Raw genomic sequence first — 25203 nt, 5'->3', positions numbered from 1 at the left:
GCACACCAGAAGGAGAGGCACTCCTCCCCCCCCCCCCCCCCCCCCCTCCACCCCACCCCCCCCCCCCCCCCCCCCCCCCACCGGCATCACCGCTTACGTTCTTCCCGCTGCGAGTCGCCGTTGCCAACGGTGACCGCCCACAAGGGAGATCGGGGGTGCGCACATGCGGATCGGACTGCTCACGGATGGCGGTTATCCGTACACGACCGGCGAGTCCAGGCTGTGGTGCGACCGGCTCGTGCGCGGGCTCGCGCGGCACGAGTTCGACATATTCGCGCTGAGCCGCAGCCGGGAACAGGAGGAGCGGGGCCTGCTGCCGCTGCCGCCCCAGGTGCGGCGGGTGCGCACCGCCCCGCTCTGGGCGGCGCCCGAAGGGTGCGGCACAGGCCGCGGACGCGGCGAGCGCGGCTACGGACGGCGTGAACGCCGGGAATTCGCCGCGCACTTCGGGCAGCTGGTCCGGGGGATCTGCACGGACGGGCAGGCGGACCCGGAGCCGGGCGACGGCTTCGCCGAGGGGCTCTACGGGCTCGCCGCCCTCGCCCGCGAACACGGCGGTCTCGCCGCCGGGCTGCGGTCCGAGACGGCCGTCCGCATGCTGGAGGCCGCCTGCCGCGCGCCCGGCGCCAACCGCGCCGTCCAGGCCGCCCGGGTGCCCGACCACCTCGCCTTCGCGAGCCTCCTGGAGCGGACCCTGCGCCCGCTCTCGCTCGACTGGTACGGCGACGACGCGCTCGGCTCGGCCGACCTCAGCCACGCCACGTCCGGCGGCCGCGCGGCCCTGCCCGGGCTCCTGGCCAAACGCTTCTGCGGGGTCCCGCTCCTGGTCACCGAGTACGGCGTGCAGCTGCGCGCCCAGTACCTCGCCAACGCCCGGCTCTCCGTCCCCGTCCGGGCGTTGCAGGCGGGCTTCCAGCGCCGCCTCGCCGCCGAGGTGTACGCCCGCGCCGAGCTCGTCACCCCGGGCAACACCCACGCCCGCCGCTGGCAGGAGCGCTGCGGGGCCGACCGCGCCAAGCTGCGCACCGTCTACCCCGGCATGTCGGCCGACCGCTTCCACGCCGTGGGGGAAGGCGCCTACGGCGGGGACCCGCACACCCTGGTCTGGGTCGGGCGGATCGAGCCCGCGAAGGACCTCATCGCGCTGCTGCACGCCTTCGCCGAGGTCCGCAGGGCGGAGCCGCGGGCGCGGCTGCGGCTGATCGCCGCGCCCGCCGAGGGCGCCGAGGCGCTCGCCTACCTCGCCCACTGCCGGGCGCTGGCCGCCCAGCTCTTCCCCGACGAGGCCGCCGACGCCCACGCGGTGGGCGACAACCCGGTCTCCTTCGAGGAGATCGGCGGCCCCGAGGCGCCCGAACTCGCCGACGCGTACGCGGCCGGCAGCGTCGTGGTGCTCTCCAGCGTCGTCGAGGGCTTCCCGATCAGCCTCGTCGAGGCCATGTTCTGCGGCCGGGCCACCGTCTCGACCGACACCGGCGCGGTCGTCGAAGTCATCGGCGGCACGGGCCTGGTGGTGCCGCCGCGCAACCCGCGCGCGCTTGCCGACGCCTGTGTGGCGCTCCTGCGCGACCCCGAGCGGCGCTCGCGGCTGGGCGCCGCCGCCCGCGCCCGCGCGCTCGAACTGTTCACCGTCGAGCAGAACCTCGCGGCATTTCGCGGCATTTACCTGGAGCTCATGTCGCACAACCCCGTCCACCGCGAGCAGACCGGTGACGCGGCCGCCCCGCAGCCCTTCGCGCACCCCGCCGAGGCCCATGTTCCGGGACGCTGGGCGGCCCCGACCGCGGCCCGCGTGCCCGTCAACACCGGCCCGGCGAAGCCGAGTTGGGCGGGAGGCCCGATCGCCGTGCTGCTCCAGCAGCGCCTCGACGCCGAGGCGGAAGGGGCGGGCGCGTGACCGACCTCCCCTCCGCCCCGGCCACCGGCGCCGCCTGGGACTCCCGCTCGAAGGACGTCCTCTCCTCGGCGTCCCCGAGCGAGTTGGGCCGCACCGCCACCCCCCGGCGCGGCCCCGCCGACCCCGTCAAGGCGCTCATGCACCGCCACCGCGAACTGTGCGAGCGGGCCGTCGATCCGCTGGAGATCGCGGCGGGCCTCGAAGCGCACGGCGTCACCGACCGCACCGCGGCGCGCTTCCGCCACCGCGACGTCTTCTCGCTCGCCGAAGAGCTCTACGCCCGGGTGCCGCGCGACACCGAACCCCCGCCGCCCGCGGCCGAGTCGACGCCCGGTGCCCTCGGATGGGCATGGTGGGCGCCGCTGCCCGGCATCGTCTGCGCCCTCGCCGTCGCGGGGGTCCAGCTCACCAGCGGCGGCGTCCGCCTGGCCGCGGGCGCGGTCGGCACGCTCGCCTTCGTGGCCGCCCTCGCCCTGACCCTGCGCCGCGGCCCCCTGCGCTCCGACCCGCGCACCCGGCCCGCCGCCCGCCTCGGCGCCGGCTGGCTCATGGCGTACGCGATCGGCGGCGACGGGCTGCTCACCGAGGCCGTGCACGGCGGCCCCGACGGGAGCTGGCCGCTGGACCCCGCGGCGGCCACCGGCCTCGCGTTCGCCGTCGTCCCCGCGCTGTGGTGCGCGCACCTCTTCTCGGCGCAGGCCCGCAGGAGGCTCGCGTCGAGCCGAGGGCTCGCCGAGTTCTCCGGGCGGTCCCGGCCGCTGCTCCTGGCCGCTGCCGCCCTGTTCCTCGGCGGCCTCGCGGGATGCCTGGCGATCGCCCAACTCGCTTACGGGAAAGACGTGTTCGCGGACGGACTGGCGCTCGGAATGCTGCTCTGGCTGGCGCGGCTGCTGACCGCGCACGGGTTCGCCCGTGCCGCGACGAAGACGCTCACCGCCGCCGCGTGCGCCGAACTGCTCGCCCTGGCCTGTGTGTTCACCGGGCGGCTGCCCGGGTGCGCCTTCGTCGGCCGACCCGTCGAAGCCGTCGTCCAGACCTGGGGCGCCGGGGCGGTGCCCGCCGCCGTGTGCGGCGCCGCCGCCCTCGCCCTGCTCGCCCGAGCCGCCGCCGTGCTGGCCCGCGCCTCGGCCCACTGTGACCAGTGAGGCGCCCGACGACCGAAGCGCCCACCCCACCGAAGCGCCGTCACCGCCCGACCGCATCACGGAACGGGCGGCACGGCATTGAAGGAGAACGACACATGACCGCCCTGCCACCGGCCTCCCGCCGCCCGCACGGAAGGACCGTGCGATGAGGGTGCTGCTGCTCGGAGCCAACGGATACCTCGGCCGGTTCGTCGCCGACCGCCTGCTCGCCGACCCCGCCGTCCAGCTCACCGCCCTCGGGCGCGGCGACGACGCCGACGTACGGTTCGACCTCGCCACCGGCAGCCCGGGAGCCCTGACCCGCTTCCTCGACGCCGTGCACCCCGGGGTCGTCGTCAACTGCGCCGGGGCCACCCGGGGCGGCGCCCGCGAACTGACCCGGCACAACACCGTCGCCGTCGCCACCGTCTGCGAGGCCCTGCGGCGCAGCGGCTGCGGCGCCCGCCTGGTGCAGATCGGCTGCGCCTCGGAGTACGGGCCCTCGCAGCCCGGCTCCTCCACCGCCGAGGACGCGGTGCCGCGCCCCGGCGGACCGTACGGCGTCTCCAAGCTCGCCGCGACCGAACTCGTCCTCGGCTCCGGGCTCGACGCGATCGTGCTGCGCGTCTTCTCGCCCGTCGGCCCCGGCACCCCCGCCGGGTCGCCGCTCGGCCGGCTCGCGGAGGCGATGCGGCGTGCCATGCAGTCCGGCGACGGCGAGCTGAAGCTGGGCGGGCTCGGCGTGCAGCGGGACTTCGTCGACGTGCGCGACGTGGCGCGGGCCGTGCACGCGGCCTCGCTCTCGGCTGCGCAGGGCGTGGTCAACATCGGCACCGGGCGCTCGGTGAAGCTCCGCGACGCGGCCGCCGTCCTCGCCCGGGTCGCGGGCTACGCGGGCGCCCTGCACGAACTCGACGGCCCCCCCGTCATGCGCCCCGGCATGATCGGCTCCCCGCGCCCCGGCGAGCCCGGGCTCGAACACCTCGCCGCGCCCGCCCCCTACCCCGACGGCTGCGGCAGCTGGCAGCAGGCGGACGTGCGCACCGCCCGCGACCGGCTCGGCTGGCGGCCCCGCATCAACCTGGAGGAGTCCCTCGCGGACATCTGGATGGAGGCGGCATGCCGAATCTGACCCGGCTCCTCGGGCAGCGCGCGGCGACCGGCGCCGACCGGCTCGGACTCGGTGTCCCGGGCTACGCCCACCCGCTGGTCGCCCCCGTCGAATGGGCCGAACTCACCCGCCCCGGAACGCCGTTGCACTGGGCCGTGCTCAACGTGTCCGGCGGCACGCCGGGCGGCCCCGGCGCCCGGCCCGACCCGCACTGCCTCGAAGCCGTCGGGCGACTGCGCAACGCCGGGATCCGGGTGCTCGGCCACCTCGACACGGCGTACGGGACGCGCTCCTTCGGAGAGCAGATCTCCGAGGCGCACCGCTACCTCGACTGGTACCGGGTCGACGGCTTCCTGCTCCACCGCTGTCCCACGGAGCGAGACGCGCTTCCCGAAATGCGGCGCACCCTGGACACGCTGCGGGCCCTGCGCGAGGGCGCCCACCTGGTCCTCGGGCACGGCACGCACCCGTACCCCGGCTACGCGGAGGCGGCCGACCAGCTGATTACCTACACCGGGCCATGGGCCGACTACCGCTGGTCGCAGGTGGCGGAGTGGACCGCCGACTACCCGCCGGAGCGCTTCTGCCACCTGGTGCACGGGGTGCCCAGGACCCATCTGGAAGAGGCCCTGCGGATCGCCCGCTGGCAGGGCGCGGGCACGATCTACTTCACGGACCGCGACGACCGGCCCCGCAAGGGAAACGGATATATCGATCCATTCGAGACACTGCCCGGCTACTGGGACGAAATCGTCTCGCGGATCGGACCGGGTATCTCGGAATGAGGCGGCGCGTGGCAGTGTTACGCAGAGAACAACCGTACTGACTTACCGACAAACGGAGTTTCCGTGTCGCTGCCACCCCTGGTCGAGCCAGCAGCTGAGCTCACCGTAGACGAGGTCCGCAGGTATTCGCGCCACCTGATCATTCCCGACGTCGGGATGGATGGGCAGAAGCGGCTGAAGAACGCGAAGGTGCTCGCCGTGGGCGCCGGCGGTCTCGGCTCCCCGGCCCTGATGTACCTGGCCGCCGCCGGTGTCGGCACGCTCGGCATCGTGGAGTTCGACGAGGTCGACGAGTCGAACCTCCAGCGCCAGATCATCCACAGTCAGGCCGACATCGGCCGCTCCAAGGCGGAGTCCGCGCGCGACTCCGTCCTCGGCATCAATCCGTACGTGAACGTGGTCCTGCACGAAGAGCGGCTCGAGGCCGAGAACGTGATGGACATCTTCAGCCAGTACGACCTGATCGTCGACGGCACGGACAACTTCGCGACCCGCTACCTGGTCAACGACGCCTGCGTGCTGCTCAACAAGCCGTACGTGTGGGGCTCGATCTACCGGTTCGACGGCCAGGCCTCGGTCTTCTGGTCCGAGCACGGCCCCTGCTACCGCTGCCTCTACCCGGAGCCCCCGCCGCCCGGCATGGTCCCGAGCTGCGCCGAGGGCGGCGTGCTCGGTGTGCTGTGCGCCTCGATCGGCTCGATCCAGGTCACCGAGGCGATCAAGGTCCTCGCGGGTGTCGGCGAGCCGCTGGTCGGCCGCCTGATGATCTACGACGCCCTGGAGATGCAGTACCGCCAGGTGAAGGTCCGCAAGGACCCCGACTGCGCGGTCTGCGGTCCGAACGCGACGGTCACCGAGCTCATCGACTACGAGGCCTTCTGCGGCGTCGTGTCCGAGGAGGCCCAGGAAGCGGCCATGGGCTCGACGATCACTCCCAAGCAGCTCAAGGAGTGGATCGACGCCGACGAGAAGATCGAGATCATCGACGTCCGCGAGCCGAACGAGTACGAGATCGTCTCGATCCCGGGCGCCAAGCTGGTCCCGAAGAACGAGTTCCTGATGGGCACGGCCCTGGAGGCGCTGCCCCAGGACAAGCGCATCGTCCTGCACTGCAAGACGGGTGTCCGCTCGGCGGAGGTCCTCGCGGTCCTCAAGTCCGCCGGCTTCTCGGACGCGGTGCACGTGGGCGGCGGCGTGATCGGCTGGGTCAACCAGATCGAACCGGAGAAGCCGATTTATTAGGCGCCGGGCAATGGGGTCGGTCCCGCACGAGAAGTGCGGGCCGACCCCATTGGTCTCAAGGGGCGCGGGGAACTGCGCGGCCAGCCACAGACGGCCCGCGGACGAACGCACTCCGAAGCGGCGCCGGGTCACTGGCAAACGGCCCCCGCGGAGGGGACCTTTCCGTCCAACAGGTACGCGTTCACAGCCCCCTGCACACACTTGTCACCGCTGTTGTACGCCCCGTGCCCCTGGCCCTTGTACGTGAGCTCCACGCCGACGCCCGGGCCCAGCTTGGCCACCATGTTCCGGGCGCCCGCGTACGGGGTCGCCGGGTCGCCGGTGTTGCCGACGACCACGATGGGGGCGGCGCCCGGCGCGCTCACGTCGGGGTTGGTCCACTGTCCGGCGACCGGCCATGCGGAACAGCCCATGAGGCCCCAGCCCATGAAGTCGCCGAAGACCGGGGAGGCGGCACGGAACTCCGGGAGCTTGGCCTTCGTCTGCTCCAGTGAGTAACGCTGTTTGAAATCGGCGCAGTTGATGGCCGCGTTGGCGGCCTGGATGTTGCTGTAGGTGCCGTCCTTGCCGCGCCCGTTCATCGCGTCCGACAGGGCGAGCAGCAGCGCGCCCTGCCCGCCCTCCGCCTCGTCGACGCCCTGTTCCAGGAGCCGCCAGTACTCCTTCGAGTACAGGGCCTGCGCGATGCCGTTGGTGGCCTGCGTCTGAGTGAGCTGCCGTCCGCTGTTGCCCGCGGGGATCGGCTTCGTGTCGAGCTGGGCGAGCAGCTTGACGATGACGTCCTCGACCTCCTTGACGTCGGTGCCGCGCAGCAGGCACTTGTCGCCGCGGTTCACGCAGTCCTGGGCGAAGTTGTCGAGGGCGAGCTGGAAGCCCTTGGCCTGGCCGAGCGCGCCCTGCTCGACGTCGTTGGTGGGGTCGACGACGGCGTCGAAGACGGCCCGCCCGACGTTCTTGGGGAACAGGTGGGCGTAGACGCCGCCGAGCTCGGTCCCGTACGAGATCCCCATGTAGTACAGCTTCTGGTCGCCGAGGACCTGGCGCAGGAGGTCCATGTCGCGGGCGGCCTCGGTGGTGCCGACGTGGGGGAGGACCCTGCCGGAGTTGTCCTGGCAGGCGACGGCGAACGACTTGAGGCCCTCGATGTAGGCCTTCTCCTTGGCGGCGTCGTCGGGGGTCGCGTCCTGGGCGAAGTAGGCGTCGAGCTGGGTGTCGTTCTCGCAGCGCACCGGCGCGCTGGCGCCGACCCCGCGCGGGTCGAAGCTGACCAGGTCGTAGCGGCCGCGCAGGGCCTCGTAGTCGCTCGCCGCCGCGGGCAGGGTGGTCACGCCGGAGCCGCCCGGGCCGCCGAAGTTGAACACCAGCGAGCCGATGCGTCGGGCCCTGTCGGTGGCCTCGGTCCGGATGAGGGCGAGGTCGAGCGTGCCGGCCTTGGGGTCCGCGTAGTCGAGCGGCACCTTCATGGTGGCGCACTTCCACTGGGCGCCGCCGGGCAGCGGGGAAGGCGCGGAGCCGGTGCCCTCCGCGGCGGTGGGCGCGGAGCACGCCTTCCAGTCCAGCTTCTGCGTGGCGAGTTTGGCCGGATCGGCCGTGCCGGAGCCGAGCCCGTTGTCGTCCTTGCCGCCGCTGGAACAGCCGGCGGCGAGCAGTACGGCGGCGGCGCTGAACGCGGCGGCCCGGGTCCGCTTGCGCGGGGCACGGTGGTGTTCCATCTCCCCATCCTGCGGCGGGCAGGCGGGGGGCGCGCCAGCGGGGCGGCCCATCGGGGTGGCGCCCGGCCCGGGACCGGCCGCCGGTCAGGCCACGCGATCCGCCGCCGCGAACCCGGTCGCGACGCAGGCCGCGATGCCCACGCCCTCGTAGGCCGCGCCGCACACTTCGAGGCCCGGCAGGCGGGCGACGTCCTCGTGGATCCCGGCCAGGCGGGCGGCGTGGCCCACCGTGTACTGGGGCAGGCCCCGCTCCCAGCGGGTGACGCGGGCCGCGACGGGCTCACCGATCGGACCGGCCGCGTGGTGCAGATCGGTCAGGGCCGTACGGATGAGATGGCGGTCGGGCCGCTCCAGGAGGTGCTCCTCGCCGGCCCGGCCGACGGAGGCGCGGAGCAGAAAGAGGTCGGGGGCGGCGTCCGCCTGCCAGCGCCACTTGTTGGAGAGGAACGTCGCCGCCTTCACGGTGTGGCCGTCCACGGGCGGCACCAGGAAGCCGTTGCCGGACGGCAGCCTGCCGAGCCCGGCCCGGTCGCGGGCGAAGGCCATCGTCACCACGGCCGTGCTCGCGTACGGAACCGCGGCCAGCTCGCGGGCGGCGGTCGCCGCGTGCGGGCGCAGCAGGGCGGCCGCCGCGAAGGCGGGCAGCGCGAGGACCACTGCGTCGGCGGCCAGCAGCAGCGGGCCGTCGGCGGTGTTCGCCCCGACCCGCCAGGTGCCGGACGCGGTGCGCTCCAGGGCCCGTACGGTCGTCCCGGTCAGGACGCGCGCGCCGCTCGCCCGCGCCACGGCGAGCGGGAGCTGCCCGGTGCCGCCCGCGATGCCGCGTACGAGCGGACCCTTCGGGCGGGGGCGGCCGTGCAGCGCGCCGAGCAGCGGCTCGCCGCGCCCCGCGATGCCCGCGACGCCCGGCATCGCCGAGCGCAGCGACAGCTGGTCGGTGCTGCCCGCGTACACGCCGCCGAGCAGCGGTTCCACCAGGCGGTCCACGGCCTCGCGGCCGATGCGGTCCCCCAGGTAGGCGGCGATCGACACGTCCTCGGTGACCGGGGCGGCCGGTCTCGCCCCCTCCTCGCGCAGCCGTGCCAGGCCGGCGTCCGACAGGAGGCCGGTCCCGGCGAGCGCCGCCGGGTCGGAGGGGATGCCGAGCACATGGCCCGCGGGCATCGGGCGCAGCGCGCCCCGCGTCCACACGGTGACCGGGGCGGGCGCCGGGTCGGCCAGGGCCCGGCCGAGACCGACCGCCTCCGCGAGCTCGACGGCCTCGGGGCGCAGCGCCATCACGGACTCGGCGCCCTCGTCGACCGCCACCCCGGCGAGCGTGCCGGTGCGCAGCTTGCCGCCGATGCGGGCCGTGCTCTCCAGGACCGTGACCTCGGCCCGCCCGCGCAGCCGCCAGGCGGCGGCGAGGCCGCTGATGCCTGCGCCGATGACGATGACCGATCGCCGCGATGTCATGGGGCCAGCTCTCGGAGGTCGTCCTGATGGGGGAAGGTGCCGGGCTCGTACGCGCACCACGGGTCGGCGGCGAGCACGTCGCCGGTCAGCCCGTACGCCCGTGAACGCGAGCCGCCGCACACGGAGTTGAACTCGCAGCGCCCGCACCTGCCGCGCAGCAGGGCGGGGTCGCGGAGCGTCGTGAACAGGGCCGAGCCGCGGTAGATGTCGGTGAGCGGATGGTGTTTCACGTTGCCCGCCGAGACGGGCAGGAAGCCGCTGGGGTGGACCTCGCCGGTGTGGGAGACGAAGACGAAGCCCCGGCCCGACGAGACGTCCATCGGCGGCCTGCGCACCGGCCGCCCCTCGCCCGAGAACAGGTCCAACTCCTGGGCACGTGCGAAGAGTTGCCGGTACAGGGGCCCAAGGTCGGGCTGTTCGCCGTGTCGGGCCAGGATGGCCCGCTGAAGGGCGACGCGGCGGAAGTGGTGGCCCTCGGTCGTCTTGGTGGCGATGACGGAGCCGCAGTCGTACAGGAAGTGGAGGACGTCCTCGATCTCGTCGGGGGTGAGGGCGTCGAGTCCCGCGCCGCGCCCGGTCGGCACCAGGATGAACCCCGACCAGAGCATCGCGCCCTCGTGCTTGACCACGGCCGCGATGTCGGCGAGGTCGGGGAGGCTGGTGCGGGTGACGGTGGTGTTGATCTGCACCTTGAGGCCGAGCTCGCGCGCGGTGCGCCAGCCCTCCAGGGTCCAGTCGAAGACGCCGTCGACGCCGCGGAAGGCGTCGTGCCGGGCGGCGGTCGAGCCGTCGAGCGACAGGGAGAGCGCCACGGCGCCCGCGCCCCGCACCGCCGTGAGGTTGGCGCGGGTCAGGGTCGGGGTGCCGGACGGAGACACCGCGACCCGCAGGCCGAGCGAAGTCCCGTACCGCACCAGCTCGTTGAGGTCGGCGCGCTGGAACGGGTCGCCGCCGGTGATCACGAAGAGCGGGCCCGGTTTCCCGAACGCGGCGATCTGGTCCATCAGGCGCCGGGCATCCACCCCGTCGAGCTCACCCGGGTCGCGGTCCGGCCGCGCCTCGGCACGGCAGTGCAGACAGGCCAGCGGGCAGGCCCGGGTGGCCTCCCAGATGACGATGAAGGGGCGTTCCGCCACCGCGTGCCGGGGCCTGCGCACCAGCGTGTGCCCGCTCATCGCACCCGCTCCCAGCCGCGCCGCGCCGCCCGGGTGGCGGTGAGCCCCGGATCGCGGCGCCGGTAGACGACGTACGGCCGGAACAGGTACCGCACGGGGGCGCTGAACATGTGGACCAGGCGCGAGTACGGGATCAGCGCGAACAGCGTGAAGCCGAACAGGACGTGCAGCTTGAAGACCAGCGGGGCCGCGCCCATCAGGGCGTAGTCCGGCTGGAAGGTGAACAGCGAGCGGAACCAGAGGGAGACGCCCTCGCGGTAGTTGTAGTCGCCGGTGGCGCCGACCGAGCTCATCACCGTCGCGGTCAGGCCGAGGAAGAGCGCGCCGAGCAGGAACGTGTACATCAGGTGGTCGCCGCGCAGGGTCGACCGGCGCACGGCGGTGACCGTGAACCGCCGGTAGACCAGGATCGCGATGCCGCAGGCCGCCGCGAGCCCCGCGACCGCGCCCGTGGACAGGGCGACCAGGTGGTAGGTGTGGTCGGCGACCCCGGCCGCGTCCGTCCAGCTCCGCGGGACCACCAGGCCCACCACGTGGCCGAGCACGACGAAGAGCATCCCGAAGTGGAAGAGCGGCGAACCGACGCGGAGCAGCCGCGACTCGTGGACCTGGGTGGAACGCGTGGTCCAGCCGAACCGGTCGTAGCGGGCCCGCCAGGCGGTGCCCGCGACCAGCAGGGCGATCGACACATAGGGCAGCACGCCCCACAGGAGCAGGTCCATCAGGATGCCTTCCTCTCGGGGAAGCCGGGCCAGGGGAGGTCGACGCCGGGCCCGAAGGGTTCGATTCCCACCGTCTCCCGCGGCGGGCCCGCCTTGGCCAGCGCCTTCGCCTCGGCCTTCGTGGTGGGCGAGGCCCCGGGCAGGGTCGCGCAGACCGCGTCGAGGACGTCGGCGTACGGGGTGGCCGCTTCGGTCAGGGCGAGGCGCAGCAGTTCGAGGCCCGCCCGGTGCTCCTGGAGCAGCTCGGTGCCGGACTCCTCGTGGCGCCCGGCGAATTCGAGGGCCACCGGGAGGAAGTCGGGAAGCTCCTCGTGGCTGAACTCCAGGCCGTGGTCGCGGTAGATCCGCTTGAGGCGGACCAGCGAGAGGCCGCGGCGCCGGGTGTCGCCGTCGGTCCACCACGTCAGGTACAGGCAGCGGCGGTTGCGGGTGTCGAACGTGGCGGTGTAGTGCGCGGCCAGGTCCAGCGGATCGGTGGCCGCCGCCACGTCCACGAAGGACTGGAGCCGTTCGGCGGCCGGGCCGGGACAGTCGCGCAACGCCGCTCGCAGCAGCGGGAGTTGGGCGGAGAACATGTCGTCGGGGTAGTGCAGGCAGCGGGCCGCGACCAGGCGCAGGACGGCTGGGCTCTCGGGATTCACGCGCTCCTCCGGGTGGCGGAGAGGTTGAGCAGGACGCGCCCCGGGGCCGCTTCGCCGACCGGGCAGGCGTCGTCGAGCGGGTGGGCGTCGGCCAGGGCGTCCGCGTCGGCGCGGGCCGCGCTCGGCACCACGTAGCGGTCCTCGTACTTGGCGACGGCGAGCAGCCGGAACAGGTCCTCCATCTCGGTGCCGGTCAGGCCCACGGCGGCGGCGATGGACTCCTCGCGCTCCTCGCCGAGGTTGACCCGCCGCATGTACGCGCGCATCGCGGCCATCCGGCGCAGGACCGCCTCCACGGGGTAGGTGTCGCCGGCCGTGAGCAGCTCGGCCAGGTACTCCACCGGGATGCGCATCGCGTCGATCGCGCCGAACAGGTTCCCGGCGTCCTCGCCGTCGTGGCCGCTCGCCGCGACCGCCTCGACGACCGGCGAGAGCGGCGGCACGTACCAGACCATCGGCATCGTGCGGTACTCCGGGTGCAGCGGAAGGGCGACCTGGTAGGTGGCGATGAGGTCGTACACGGGGGAGCGGCGAGCCGCCTCGATCCACTCGTGGGTGATGCCCGACGCCTTGGCCGCGGCCACGACCGCCGGATCCGCCGGGTCGAGGAAGCACTCCAACTGGCTGGGATACAGGTCGTGTTCGTCCTCGACGGCGGCGGCATCGGCCACCTTGTCGGCGTCGTACAGCATCACGCCGAGGTAGCGCATCCGGCCGACGCAGGTCTCCGAGCAGACGGTGGGCAGGCCCACCTCGATGCGCGGGAAGCAGAAGGTGCACTTCTCGGCCTTGCCGGTGGCGTGGTTGAAGTAGACCTTCTTGTACGGGCAGCCCGTCACGCACATCCGCCAGCCGCGGCAGGCGTCCTGGTCGACCAGGACGATGCCGTCCTCCTCGCGCTTGTACATCGCGCCGGACGGGCACGACGAGACGCACGCCGGGTTCAGGCAGTGCTCGCAGATCCGCGGCAGATAGAACATGAAGCTCTGCTCGAACTCGAAGCGGATCTTCTCGCCGACCTCGTCGCGGATCTTCTCCACGATGGGGTCGAGCGGGGCGTTCCGCGGCGCGCCGCCCAGGTTGTCGTCCCAGTTCGGGCCCCACTCGATGGTGTCGACCGGCTCACCGGTCAAGCTGGACACGGGCCGCGCCACCGGCAGGTCGTCGCCCGCGGGGGCGTCGATCAGGTTCTTGTACTCGTACGTCCAGGGCTGGTAGTAGTCGTCGATCTCGGGGAGTTCGGGGTTGGCGAAGACCTGGCCGAGCCGCTTGAGGCGGCCGCCGGCGCGCAGGCGCAGCTTGCCGGAGCGGGTGCGCTCCCAGCCGCCCTTCCACTTCTCCTGGTCCTCCCAGCGGCGCGGATAGCCCTGGCCGGGGAGGGTCTCGACGTTGTTGAACCAGACGTACTCGGTGCCCTGCCGGTTGGTCCACGCCTGCTTGCAGGTGACCGAGCAGGTGTGGCAGCCGATGCACTTGTCGAGGTTCATGACCATCGCGATCTGGGCCATCACGCGCATCAGTACTCCACCTTCTGGTCGCGGCGCCGGATGACGGTGACCTCGTCGCGCTGGTTGCCGGTCGGGCCGAGGTAGTTGAACGCCCAGGTCAACTGGGCGTAGCCGCCGACCAGATGGGTGGGCTTGAGCATGATCCGGGTCAGCGAGTTGTGGATGCCGCCGCGCCTGCCGGTCTTCTGGGTCTTCGGCACCCCGACCGTGCGCTCCTGCGCGTGGTTCATGTAGACGGTGCCGGCGGGCATCTTGTGCGAGACGATGGCGCGCGCGGTGACCACGCCGTTGCGGTTGACCGCCTCGATCCAGTCGTTGTCCGCCACGCCGATCGCTTCCGCGTCCTGCGGGGACATCCAGATGGTCTGGCCGCCCCGGCCGAGCGTCATCATGTACAGGTTGTCCTGGTACTGGCTGTGGATCGCCCACTTGTTGTGCGGGGTGAGGTAGCGGACCGCGACCTGCTTCCCGTCGGTGGAGCCCAACTCCGGTTCGCCGTACAGGCGGTGCATGTCGAGCGGCGGCTTGTAGACCGGCAGCGCCTCGCCGACCTCGTGGATCCAGTCGTGGTCCAGGAAAAAGTGCTGACGGCCCGTCAGGGTGTGCCAGGGCTTGAGGTGCTCGGTGTTGACGGTGAACGCGGTGTAGCGCCGCCCGCCGGACTCGCTGCCCGACCACTCCGGCGAGGTGATCACCGGGACCGGCCGGGCCTGGGTGTCCGCGAACGTGATCCGCTTGCCCTCGGCCTCGGCGGCGAGGTGCGCCATGCGCTGCCCGGTCCGGCGCTCCAGCGTCTCGAAGCCCTGCGTCGCCAGGCGCCCGTTGGAGGTGCCGGACAGCGACAGGATCGCCTCGCAGGCGCGCTGGGCGGTGTCCAGACGCGGGCGGCCCTCGGCCACCCCCTCGCGCACCAGGCCGTTCTTCTCGCCCAGGTACGCCACCTCCTCGGCGACGTCGAAGGTGATCGCCTTCGTGGTGACGCCGAGCCGGTCCACGAGGGGGCCGAGCGCGGCGAACTTCTCGCCGACCGCGCCGTAGTCCCGCTCGACGACCGTCAGGTTGTACATGGTCCGGCCGGGTACGGGCTCGCACTCGCCCTTCGACCAGTCGAGCGCGATCCCGCCGGGCTGGGCCATCTCGCCGCCCGGGGTGTCGTGCTGGAGCGCGGTCGCGACCACGTCCCTGCGCACCCCCAGGTGCTCCTTCGCGAGCTCGCCGAAGCGTACGGCCAGCGCGTGGAAGGCGTCGTAGTCGGAGCGGGCCTGCCACGGCGGGTCCACGGCCGGGGTGAAGGCGTGCAGGAAGGGGTGCATGTCGGTCGAGGACAGGTCGTGCTTCTCGTACCAGGTGGCGGCGGGCAGCACGACATCGCTGAGCAGCGTCGTCGACGTCATCCGGAAGTCCATCGCGAGCAGCAGGTCGAGCTTGCCCTCGACGTCGTCCTGGTGCCAGGCCACGTCGCGCGGGGCGCACCGGGGGCCGTCGTCGGGCAGGTTGGAGTGGGTGCCGAGCAGGTGCTTGAGGAAGTACTCGTTGCCCTTGGAGGACGAGCCGAGCAGATTGGCGCGCCAGACGTTCAGGACGCGCGGCCAGTTGCGCGGGGCGTCCGGGTCCTCGCCCGCGAAGCCGAGCCGCCCCGCCTTCAGCTCGTCCACCACGTGCCGGACGGGGTCCTCCGCGTCGCCGAGTTCGAGGGGGTTGCGGTCGAAGGTCGGGTACGACGGCATCCACCCCATGCGGGCGGAGGCGGCCAGGCAGTCGGCGCCGGTCATGCCCTCGAAGCGCCCGTCGCCGAGCGGCGAGGCCAGCGCCTCGGTGGGCAGCGTGTCATAGCGCCACTGGTCGGTGTGGAGGTAGAACCAGCCCGCGCCGATCATGTGCCGGGGCGGCCGGGTCCAGTCGGAGGCGCTCGCGAGGGTGGCCCAGCCGGTGACCGGGCGGCACTTCTCCTGCCCGACGTAGTGCCCCCAGCCGCCGCCGTTGCGGCCCTGGCAGCCGGTCAGGGTGAGCAGCGCGAGGAACGCCCGGTAGATCGTCTCGGAGTGGAACCAGTGGTTGGTGCCCGCCCCCATCAGGATCATGCAACGCCCCTCGGACTGCTTGGCCGTGTGCGCGAACTCCCTTGCCACGCGCGCCACTTGGGCCGCCGGGACCGAGGTGAGGGTCTCCTGCCAGCCCGGGGTGCCGGGGGTGGCCGGGTCCTCGTAGGAGGCGGGCCAGGAGCCGGGCAGCCCCTCGCGGCCCACCCCGTACTGGGCGAGCATCAGGTCGTACACGGTCGTGACCGGGCGGCCGCCGATGCGCCGGACCGGGACGCCGCGCCGTACGACACCGTCGGCGTCCTCCTCGAAGCGGGGCAGCACGACCTCGGCACTCTCGCCGGAGCCCAGCATGCTGAGCCGGGGCACGATGTCACCCAGGTCGAGGTTCCACTCGGGCCTCTCGCCCCAGCGGTGGCCCAACGTGCCGTTGGGGACGGCGGGTTCCCCCGTGGCGTCGTCGACGAGGACGGTCTTCCACTGGGCGTTCTCCGTGTCCTCGCCGAGATCGGCCGCGGTGACGAACTTGTGCGGGACGAGCCCTTCCTCGGTCTCCTTCAGGGAGACCAGGAACGGCAGATCCGTATAGCGGCGGACGTAATCCGTGAAGAAGGGCGTCTGCCGGTCGACGAAGAATTCCTTGAGGATGACGTGGCCCATGGCGAGGGCGAGCGCGCCGTCGGTTCCCGGGTGCGGATGCATCCATTCGTCGGCGAACTTGGTGTTGTCCGCGAAATCCGGGGAAACGGTGACGACCTTCTGCCCGCGGTAGCGTGCCTCGGTCATCCAGTGGGCGTCCGGCGTGCGGGTGACGGGGACGTTGGAGCCCCACATCATCAGATAGGCGGCGTCCCACCAGTCCCCGGACTCCGGCACGTCGGTCTGGTCGCCGAAGACCTGCGGGGAGGCCACGGGGAGGTCGGCGTACCAGTCGTAGAAGGACAGCATCGGGGCGCCGATGAGGGAGTGGAAGCGGGCGCCCGCCGCGTGCGAGGCCATCGACATCGCGGGGATGGGGGAGAACCCCGCGACCCGGTCCGGGCCGTGCTCCTTGATGGTGTGGACGTGGGCGGCCGCGACGATCTCGACGGCCTCCTCCCAACTGGCCCGCACCAGACCGCCCTTGCCGCGCGCCCGCTGGTACCGGCGCCGCCGCTCGGGATCGCCCTGGATGTCGGCCCAGGCCAGCACGGGATCACCGAGCCGCCGCTTCGCCTCGCGGTACATCCGGAGCAGCTCGCCGCGTACGTGCGGGTGGCGGACCCGGGTGGGGGAGTAGCTGTACCAGGAGAAGGAGGCGCCGCGCGGGCAGCCGCGCGGTTCGTACTCGGGGCGGTCGGGGCCCACGGAGGGGTAGTCGGTGGCCTGCGTCTCCCAGGTGATGATGCCGTCCTTGACGTACACCTTCCAGCGGCACGAACCGGTGCAGTTCACGCCGTGCGTCGAGTACACGACCTTGTCGTGGCTCCAGCGGTCCCGGTAGAAGGACTCCGCCTGGCGGCCGCCCGTGCGGTGCACGGTGCGCAGGTCCTCGGAGACCTCGGCGCGGGTGAAGAAGCTGCCCGCCCGCACCAGTGCGTCGGCGGCGCCGCGAGGGTGCCGCGCCTCTGTCTGCGCCCTGTTCTGCAACGGAAACTCCTCCGGCCCGGAAAAAGAATGTGAGCGGGCCTTTTCCGGACGACCTGTCGGGAAATACGGACGCCTCCGGACGGCCATCAACGACCTTACGCCCGCCCTTTCTTGGAACCCGGGGACTTTGGTCCCACCGGGCGGTGACCTAATTCCGCAAATGTCCCGTGGGGAGGGCTGGAAAGCTGGAAAGGCGCCGCAAGTACGCGGCGTCCAGTACTTTTGGTCATTCCGGGGAAACGGAAAGGCGGGGTGTCGTGGGCCGGAGCCGGTGGCTGCCGAACCAGCACGGGGCGTGGGCGATGCTCGCCGTCCCCTTCGCCGCGGGTACGTTCCTCGGGCACCCCCGCTGGGCGCATCTGCCGCTCCTCGGCGCCTGGCTGCTCGGCTACCTCGCGGCCCACCACGCCCAGCAGTGGCTGCGCCTGAGCCGGATCTCGCGCAACCCGAGGGCGCCGCGCCGCCACGTCCGCCCGGCGCTCTGCTTCGCCGCCGGGACGGCGGTCTGCGGGATCCCCCTCGCGGTGGCGCACCCCTGGCTGCTGGTCGCGGCGGCCTGCGCGGCGCCCTTCATCGCCGTCAACACCCTTTACGCGTACGGCAATCGGGAACGCGCCCTGCTCAACGGCCTCGCGGCGGTGGTCCCGGCCTGCGCGATGCTGCTCGTGGCGCTGCGGCTCGGGGGCGGCGCGTGGAGCACGGGCGTGGCCCCGGCGCTGGCCTGCCTCCTGTACTTCGGGGGGACGGTGCCGTACGTGAAGACGATGATCCGGGAGCGTGACTCCCGTGCGTACTACCGGAGTTCGGTGGGGTACCACGCGGTGGCCCTCGTGTCGGCCGCCTGCCTGAGCCCGTGGCTCGCGATCCCCTTCGCGCTGTATCTGCTGCGGGCGGCGGCGCTGCCCGGGCGGGGCCTGAGGGTGGGGGTGGTGGGAGCGGTGGAGATCCTGGGGTCGCTGATGCTGCTGGGCGTGGTGCTGGCGGCGTTCTAGCGCGAGCGCCGCCACCCGCGGGGTTCCCCGCGCCCCTGGCAGGGCTGTGCTTGGCGGGGGTGGGTTACAACTGGCCCTTGCGGGTCAGGTAGTTGAAGCACAGCCATCCCGGCAGTACCGGGAGCCAGAACGTCAGGAGCCGGTACAGCAGCACCGCGGACGTCGCCGTCTCCGCGGTCATGCCCGCGATCGTCAACGCCGTCGACAGCGCGAGCTCCACCGCTCCGACACCGCCAGGAGTGGGCGCCGCGGAGCCGAGCGCGTTGGCCGTCAGGAAGACCACCGCCACGCTCGCGTAGCTCAGCGTGTGCTCGCTCCCCGTACCGAAGGCGCGGATCGACGCGTCGAGGCACATCACGAACACGCCCGTCAGGAGCAGCATGCCGCCGATGCCGGTGATGAGCTTCTGCGGACGCTGGAGGACGTCGAGCATGCGCGGCACCACACCCGCGAACAGCGAGCGGACCCGGCTGACCACGAACTTCCGCAGGAACGGGACCGCCGTGACCACCAGGATCAGCACGGCAGCTGTGAGCAGGCCCGCGATCACGGTGCGGGACGGCGACAGTTCCGAGGTCTGCTCGGTGCCGGTGACGTACCCGAAGATCAGCAGCAGCGAGATGTGCGAGGCGAGCCCGAAGAGCTGCGACGCGCCGACGCTCGCCACCGCGAGCCCCGGCCGTACCCCCGCGCGCTGGAGGAACCGCGTGTTGAGGGCGACGCCGCCGACCGCGGCGGGCGCCACCAGCTTCACGAACGACCCCGCGACCTGCGCGATCACCGCCCGCCAGAACGGCACCCGCTCGGGCACGAAGCCGAGCAGGCTGGCCGCGGCGGCGGGGTAGGACAGCGCCGAGAACAGCACGGCCGCCGCGACCCAGCCCCACTGGGCGTTCGCGATCAGATCGCCGAACTTGATGTTGGTGAGCTGCACCAGGAGGAAGTACGCGGCGAAGGCGCCCGCCACGAAACTGATCAGCGTCTTCACCTTGATGCGCTCCAGGCGCACCGGCTCGACGGGTGCCAGCGGACGGATCAGCAGCACCTGGTGGCGGATCTGGGTCAGTAGATCGTCCTCGTGCGCCTCCTCCAGGGCCTCGTCGATGGCGAGCTTCTCGGCCTTCTTCTCGGCCTTGACCGCCTTGCGGTCGTCGGGCGCGGCGGGCACGGCCTCGGGGTGTGCCGCGGCCTCCTTGGCGGCGGCCGCCTCCGCCGCCTTCGCCTCCTTCGCCGCGTCCGAGGCCTCCAGGACCGCCTCGCGTTCGCGCTGCGCCTGCTCGCGGCCGAGCTTGCGCAGCGTCGCCCGGGTGGAGCGGCTCAGCGCGATGGGCTGGAGCAGCGGGAGGCTGTCGGCGACCGCGTCCGGGCCGAGCACGTCGAGCGCGGAGGCCACCGAGCGCTCGGCGCCGACCCGCAGGCCGAGGGTGGTGAGCAGCTGGGCGATGTCCATCCGGAGCACGATGTCGCCCGCCGCGATCTCACCGCCGCGCAGATCGGTCACGATCACCCTGCCGGAACGATCCACCAGGATCGCGTCGCCCGCCAGCCTGCGGTGCGCGATCCGTCGCGACTGGAGCGCCTCCACCTGCCGCCACGTCTCGCGCAGCAGGTCGTCGGTGATCTCCTTGTCCTCCAGGGAGTCCAGGGAGCGGCCACCGGTGTGCTCGTACACCAGCATCACGGCGTCCGGGCCGAGCTCCGACGTGGCGATCAGCTTGGGCGCGTTGGCCCCGGCCGCGATCGCCGCGTACGCGAGGAGCGCCTCCTGCTCCAGGGCCTGGCGCAGCGACTGGATCGAGCGGCGGGTGGTGATGGAGCGCAGCGTCAGACGGCGCCAGACGCGGTAGAAGAAGCCCTGGGCCTGCTGTTCGCGGTCGACGACCGTGACGTCGAGGGGCGGCCCGTCCTCCAGCGTGACCAGATAGCGCCGGCCGCGTTCGCCCTGCTCCATCGAGTCGGGCACGTCCTCGGCGCGCAGCGCGGACACCGGGTTGAAGCCGACGTGGCGAAGGCCCGCGAGCAGGGTCTGCCCGGTGGGCCGCACATTGGGCGAGCCGACCGCGTAGAGCGTGCCGTACGCGACCGTCCAGCCGATCAGGATCGTCACGATGATCGAGAACGGGGTGGTCTGTCTGCCGACGAGCACCGCGAAGGAGTTGAGCAGCAGCACCGCCCACAGCGCCACGCGCCATCTGGGTCTGCGGGCCATGCCGACGGCCGTCATGTAGGCGATGACGGGGGCGAGATAGCCGTGCACGGGGTCGGTGAGGGTGCCCGACGCGGTCTGCCGGGTCAGCGCCTCGGTGATCGAGCCGGGTGCGGACTTGGCGACCCACAGGTCGGTGGCGAGGGCGACGCCGTGCGCGAGGACCGCGGCGAGCACCCCGTCCGCGATGCGCAGCCCGTCGCGTTTGATCAGCCGCTCGATGGCGAAGGCGACGGGCAGCACGAGGACGGCGATGCTGGAGGCGAGCCCGGCGAGGCGGATCAGGACGTCGGGGGTGCCGGTGGTGCCCTTGGCGATGTCGTCTTCCAGGCCGGACGTGGTGCCGTGCGCGAACGCGGCGATGGCCAGTACGGCGGCGATGGCGAGCACACCGGTGAGCAGCCGGAGCAGGTCCGAGGGACGGTGCACGCGCGCGGGCAGCAGCGGTTCGTCCACCGAGACGCGCTCGATCGAGCCCGACGTGTCGTCGCACAGGGGCTCGCCGCCCTCGCCGTCCTCCGGGGCGCCGGAGTCCTGCGGGCGGCCGGGGCCTCCGGCGTCCTCGAAGGCGCCGGAGCGCTCGTGGCCCGCGTCGCCGCTGGAGCCGTCCGCCCCGGCGCCGGGAGTTCCCGCCTCGTCCGACGGCTCACCAGCACCGGACGCGGCGGGCTGCCGCCCCGCTCCGGGGGTGCTGCTCGCCGCCGCCTCGGGTGGCTGCACGCCCCGCTCCTTCGCTGACTCGTCCGTCTTGTCTCTGTCTCGTATCACCGCTCACCGCCCGCATGATGGTGGCATGTCCAGAGATCCCAGGGGGGCATCAGGGTGCATTGCCCGGGCGTGCGCGGTGTGAGCTGCGCCCCGTGCGCACTCCCCGGCCGGAGCGCGCCCGGGTACGACCGGGCCCGGGACGACTGTCGGTGGCGTACGGCAGGATGGAGCGGATGAGCCAGCAGCAGAGGGACCGGGCGGGCGAGCCGCTGCCCGAGATCCCCGCATACGCGGAGCGGGTGCTCGAAGTGACCGAGCACATTCCGCCCGGCCGGGTGATGACGTACGGGGACGTCGCGGAGTGGCTCGGCGAGGGAGGGCCGCGCCAGGTCGGCCGGGCCATGGCGCTCTACGGCGGCGCGGTGCCCTGGTGGCGGGTGGTGCGGTCGGACGGCGCGCTGCTGCCCGGGCACGAGCTGCGCGCCCTGGAGCACTACCGGGACGAGGGCACACCGCTGCGCGAGGCGGGCCGGTCCGCCGAGGGCCATCTGCCGCGGCTCGACATGAGACGGGCGCGCTGGGACGGCTCCGGCGGCGGCGCGGTCGGCGGCGGGGCGTCTCATACCTGACAGCTTCCGCCATCCGGCGCCGCCGGGGGCGGCCTGAGGACCGTACGGATGACCCGCTGCGTGCCGGGCACGGTTCGGCGTACCGTCGAGGGTCTGCGCCGGCCGCGCAGGCCCCGTCCACACCCTCACCACCAGCACACCCACCAGGACCGGCGATCCACGTGAGCTCCTCCTCCTCCACCGGGCGTACGACGTACCAGCAGGCACGTCGGCGGTCCCCCGGCGCGTACCGACTGGTGCGCACACCGCCGGACCCGGTGGATCCCCCTCTCCTTGACGCACCGCAGCGCAGGGTGGTTGACCACGGCTCCGGTCCGCTTCTGGTGCTCGCCGGGCCCGGCACCGGCAAGACCACCACGCTGGTCGAGGCCGTCGCGGCCAGGGTCGCGGCCGGCACGGATCCCGAGCGCGTCCTGGTGCTCACCTTCAGCCGCAAGGCGGCGGTCGAGCTCCGCGACCGCATGGCGCTGCGCCTCGGCGCGGGCGCGAAGAGCCCGCAGGCGACCACGTTCCACTCGTACTGCTACGCGCTGGTCCGGGCGCACCAGGACGCCCAGCTGTTCCGCGAGCCCCTGCGGCTGCTCTCCGGCCCCGAACAGGACGTGGCCGTACGCGATCTGCTGGCCGGCCAGATCGACCTCCAGCGGGGCGGGCTCGCGCACGTGAGCTGGCCCGACGAACTGCGGGCCTGTCTGACCACGCGCGGCTTCGCCGACGAGGTGCGCGCGGTGCTCGCCCGCAGCCGCGAACTCGGCCTCGGACCCGACGCCCTGGCCCGCTTCGCCCAGCGGGCGGGGCGGCCGGACTGGAAGGCGGCCTCGGCGTTCCTCGCCGAGTACCTCGACGTCCTCGACCTCCAGGGCGTCCTGGACTACGCGGAGCTCGTGCACCGCGCGGTGCTGCTCGCCGAGCGCGTCGAGCTGCCCTCCTACGACGCGGTGCTCGTCGACGAGTACCAGGACACCGACCCGGCGCAGGTCCGGCTGCTGCGGGCGCTGGCGGGCGGCGGGCGCACGCTGGTGGCGTTCGGCGACCCCGACCAGTCCATCTACACGTTCCGGGGAGCCGACATCAACGGCATCCTCGACTTCCCCGACACCTTCGCGCGCGCGGACGGGAGCCCGGCGCCGGTCGAGGTGCTCACCACCTCGCGCCGCTCGGGCACCGCGCTCCTGGCCGCCACCCGGCTGCTGACCCGCCGCATGCCGCTGCCGCGCCTCCCCGCCGAACAGGTCCGCGCGCACCGCGACCTGGCGCCCACCCGCACCGGCGGCCGCGTCGAGACGTACACCTACCCGACGGCCTCCGCCGAGCTGGAGCACATCGCGGACCTGCTGCGCCGCGCCCACCTCGAAGAGGGTGTGCCCTGGCGGGAGATGGCGGTCCTGGTCCGCGCGGGCACCCGCACCATCCCGGCGCTGCGCCGCGCCCTGACCACGGCGGGCATCCCCGTCGACACCTCCGGCGCGGACACCCCGCTGCGCGACGAGCCCGCGGCCGCGCCGCTCCTCACCGCGCTGCGGCAGGTCGCGCGGGCGGCGCTCAAGAGCGGGGCCGGGGCCTTCGCGCCCGGTCGGGTCAGCCTCGTCCACCCCCGCCGTGCGACCGCGACCGGCCCGGCGGAGCCCCCCTCCTGGCTCGACCCCGAGACCGCGCACACCCTGCTCACCTCGCCGCTGGGCGGCATGGACACGGCCGACCTGCGGCGCCTCGGACGGGCCCTGCGCGACGAGGAGCGGGCCGCGGGCAACCGCGTTCCGGCCCCCTCCGACGTGCTGCTCGCCCGCGCCCTCGCCGAACCCGAACGCCTCGTCGCGCACGACCCCTCGTACGCCCGCGGCGCCCAGCGCCTCGCCGCCCTGCTGCGCAAGGCCCGCGAGCTCCTGGAGGGCGGCGGGACGGCCGCCGAGGCGCTGTGGGAGCTGTGGAACGGCACCCCCTGGCCGCAGCGGCTGGAGCGCGCGGCGCTGCGCGGCGGTGCGGGCGGCCGGGCCGCCGACCGCGATCTCGACGCGGTGTGCGCCCTGTTCGACACCGCGGCCCGCGCCGAGGAGCGCACCGGCGGCCGGGGCGCGCTCAACTTCCTCGAAGAGGTCGACGCGCAGGACATAGCGGCCGACACCCTGACCCGCCGGGCCGTCCGCCCGGACGCGGTGCGCGTCATGACCGCCCACCGCTCCAAGGGCCTGGAGTGGAGCCTGGTCGTGGTCGCCGGGGTGCAGGAAGGGCTCTGGCCCGACCTGCGCCGCCGCGGCTCGCTCCTGGAGGCCGACCGCATCGGCCGCGACGGGCTGGCCGAACCGCTCACCCCGGGCGCCCTGCTGGCGGAGGAACGACGCCTCTTCTACGTCGCGGCGACCCGCGCCCGCGACCGCCTCGTGGTCACCGCCGTCAAGGCCCCGGCCGACGACGGCGACCAGCCCTCCCGCTTCCTCACCGAGCTGGGCGTGGAGCCCCGTGACACCACCGGCCGCCCCCGCCGCCCCCTCGCGGTCGCCGCCCTGGTGGCCGAGCTGCGCGCCACCACCGTCGACCCGGAGGCCTCCGAGGCGCTGCGCGAAGCGGCCGCCGAACGTCTGGGCCGCCTCGCCGCGCTCACCGACGACGAGGGCCAGCCGCTGGTCCCGGCCGCGCATCCGCACCGCTGGTGGGGCCTGGAAGAGCCGACCCGCTCGCAGGTCCCGCTGCGCGACCGCGACGTGCCCCTGGCGCTGTCCGGCAGCGCCCTGGGCCAGCTCGCCAACACCTGCGCCCTCCAGTGGTTCCTGGGCCGCGAGGTGAAGGCCGACGCGCCCGCCACAGCGGCCCAGGGCTTCGGCAACGTGGTCCACGTACTCGCCGACGAGGTCGCCTCCGGCCGTACGCCCGCCGACCTCGCCGTCCTGATGGAGCGGCTCGACTCGGTCTGGGACGCGCTCGCCTTCGACGCGCCCTGGAAGTCGGACCAAGAGAAGCAGAACGCGCGCGCCGCCCTGGAACGCTTCCTCCAGTGGCACACCCTGGACCGCGCGGGCCGCACCCCCGTCGCCACGGAACACGGCTTCGACGTGACCCTGGAGGCGGGCGAGTACGAGGTGCGCATCCGGGGTTCCATGGACCGCGTCGAGCGGGACGTCGAGGGCCGCGCGTACGTGGTCGATTTCAAGACCGGCAAGCAGGCGCCCACCGCCGCCGAGGTCGCCGCCCATCCGCAGCTCGCCGTCTACCAGCTGGCGGTCCGCGAGGGCGCCCTGGACGAGGCCTTCGAGGGCCGCCGCCCGGACCCGGGCGGCGCCGAGCTGGTCCACCTGCGCCAGCCCGCCCCCCAACGCGAGGGAGGCGACGCCTACCCCAAGGTGCAGGCCCAGCAGCCCCTGGCGGGCGAATGGGTGGGCGACCTGCTGGCCACGGCGGCGGGCAAGGTCCTGGACGAACGCTTCACCCCGACCCCGGGAACCCACTGCACCCACTGCACCTTCCGAGCCTCGTGCACGGCCCAGCCGGAGGGCCGCCAGGTGGTGGAGTAACCCGTCCCGAGGGGGCCCGGGCCCGATCCCCGCCGGGGTCCGGGGCGGAGCCCCGAAGGGGGTGCAGGGGGCGAAGCCCCCGCGGGGGGCCCGGGGGCGCAGCCCCCGGAAGCAAACAACCC

At 73.5% G+C, this 25203-nt stretch carries 16 protein-coding genes; 8 read left to right on the top strand and 8 right to left on the bottom strand.

Annotated features, from left to right (window positions below):
• The first annotated feature begins 163 nt into the window (after nt 1-163).
• The 5 genes from AC07F3_RS21085 (at nt 164) to moeZ (ending at nt 6159) form a co-directional block, all read left to right on the top strand.
• Nucleotides 164-1897: a DUF3492 domain-containing protein gene (locus tag AC07F3_RS21085; protein WP_479116006.1), complete on the top strand. Its 1734-nt coding sequence runs from the start codon at nt 164-166 to the stop codon at nt 1895-1897.
• Nucleotides 1894-3042: a hypothetical protein gene (locus tag AC07F3_RS21080; RefSeq protein WP_479116005.1), complete on the top strand. Its 1149-nt coding sequence runs from the start codon at nt 1894-1896 to the stop codon at nt 3040-3042. Before AC07F3_RS21085 ends, AC07F3_RS21080 begins: the two co-directional genes overlap by 4 nt.
• Before the next feature lie 145 nt (nt 3043-3187).
• Nucleotides 3188-4153 (top strand): NAD-dependent epimerase/dehydratase family protein, encoded by a 966-nt coding sequence (locus AC07F3_RS21075; protein ID WP_479116004.1) that lies wholly within the window; start codon nt 3188-3190, stop codon nt 4151-4153.
• On the top strand, nt 4141-4917 hold the full coding sequence (locus AC07F3_RS21070; protein ID WP_479116003.1) for a spherulation-specific family 4 protein: 777 nt from the start codon (nt 4141-4143) through the stop codon (nt 4915-4917). The genes AC07F3_RS21075 and AC07F3_RS21070 overlap by 13 nt, the downstream gene beginning before the upstream one ends.
• 63 nt (nt 4918-4980) lie before the next feature.
• On the top strand, nt 4981-6159 hold the full coding sequence (gene moeZ / locus AC07F3_RS21065) for an adenylyltransferase/sulfurtransferase MoeZ (protein WP_479116002.1): 1179 nt from the start codon (nt 4981-4983) through the stop codon (nt 6157-6159).
• A gap of 128 nt (nt 6160-6287) precedes the next feature.
• Here moeZ and AC07F3_RS21060 read toward each other — a convergent pair whose 3' ends face one another.
• From AC07F3_RS21060 to AC07F3_RS21030, 7 genes are all read right to left on the bottom strand, one after another.
• Nucleotides 6288-7871 carry an alpha/beta hydrolase gene (locus tag AC07F3_RS21060; RefSeq protein ID WP_479116001.1) on the bottom strand — a complete coding sequence of 528 codons (1584 nt, stop codon included), beginning with the start codon at nt 7869-7871 and terminating at the stop codon, nt 6288-6290.
• A gap of 84 nt (nt 7872-7955) precedes the next feature.
• A complete protein-coding gene (hemG, locus tag AC07F3_RS21055; protein ID WP_479116000.1) occupies nt 7956-9326 on the bottom strand; it encodes a protoporphyrinogen oxidase in 1371 nt (456 codons plus the stop codon).
• Entirely contained in the window at nt 9323-10501 is a 1179-nt protein-coding gene (locus tag AC07F3_RS21050; RefSeq protein WP_479115999.1) for a TIGR04053 family radical SAM/SPASM domain-containing protein, read from the bottom strand. Before AC07F3_RS21050 ends, hemG begins: the two co-directional genes overlap by 4 nt.
• Nucleotides 10498-11223, bottom strand: a complete 726-nt coding sequence (gene narI / locus AC07F3_RS21045) for a respiratory nitrate reductase subunit gamma (protein ID WP_479115998.1) — start codon at nt 11221-11223, stop codon at nt 10498-10500. The genes AC07F3_RS21050 and narI overlap by 4 nt, the downstream gene beginning before the upstream one ends.
• Nucleotides 11223-11864 carry a nitrate reductase molybdenum cofactor assembly chaperone gene (narJ, locus tag AC07F3_RS21040; protein ID WP_479115997.1) on the bottom strand — a complete coding sequence of 214 codons (642 nt, stop codon included), beginning with the start codon at nt 11862-11864 and terminating at the stop codon, nt 11223-11225. Before narJ ends, narI begins: the two co-directional genes overlap by 1 nt.
• Entirely contained in the window at nt 11861-13381 is a 1521-nt protein-coding gene (gene narH, locus AC07F3_RS21035; protein ID WP_479115996.1) for a nitrate reductase subunit beta, read from the bottom strand. The genes narJ and narH overlap by 4 nt, the downstream gene beginning before the upstream one ends.
• Nucleotides 13381-17040, bottom strand: a complete 3660-nt coding sequence (locus AC07F3_RS21030; RefSeq protein ID WP_479115995.1) for a nitrate reductase subunit alpha — start codon at nt 17038-17040, stop codon at nt 13381-13383. The genes narH and AC07F3_RS21030 overlap by 1 nt, the downstream gene beginning before the upstream one ends.
• Nucleotides 17041-17297: 257 nt before the next feature.
• Between AC07F3_RS21030 and AC07F3_RS21025 the strand changes: the two genes are divergently transcribed.
• Complete coding sequence (locus tag AC07F3_RS21025) at nt 17298-18032, top strand: YwiC-like family protein (RefSeq protein WP_479115994.1); 735 nt, start codon at nt 17298-17300, stop codon at nt 18030-18032.
• 64 nt (nt 18033-18096) lie between these two features.
• Here AC07F3_RS21025 and AC07F3_RS21020 read toward each other — a convergent pair whose 3' ends face one another.
• Nucleotides 18097-20958, bottom strand: coding sequence for a lysylphosphatidylglycerol synthase transmembrane domain-containing protein (locus AC07F3_RS21020; protein WP_479115993.1), 2862 nt, complete (start codon nt 20956-20958; stop codon nt 18097-18099).
• A gap of 221 nt (nt 20959-21179) precedes the next feature.
• Between AC07F3_RS21020 and AC07F3_RS21015 the strand changes: the two genes are divergently transcribed.
• Nucleotides 21180-21575 (top strand): MGMT family protein, encoded by a 396-nt coding sequence (locus AC07F3_RS21015; RefSeq protein ID WP_479115992.1) that lies wholly within the window; start codon nt 21180-21182, stop codon nt 21573-21575.
• 161 nt (nt 21576-21736) lie between these two features.
• On the top strand, nt 21737-25081 hold the full coding sequence (locus AC07F3_RS21010) for an ATP-dependent helicase (RefSeq protein ID WP_479115991.1): 3345 nt from the start codon (nt 21737-21739) through the stop codon (nt 25079-25081).
• The last annotated feature ends 122 nt before the right edge of the window (nt 25082-25203 follow it).

This window comes from Streptomyces sp. NPDC045846 (assembly GCF_056431605.1).
The sequence above is the reverse complement of the archived record's forward strand: the minus strand, read 5'-3'. Positions and strand labels throughout refer to the sequence as shown.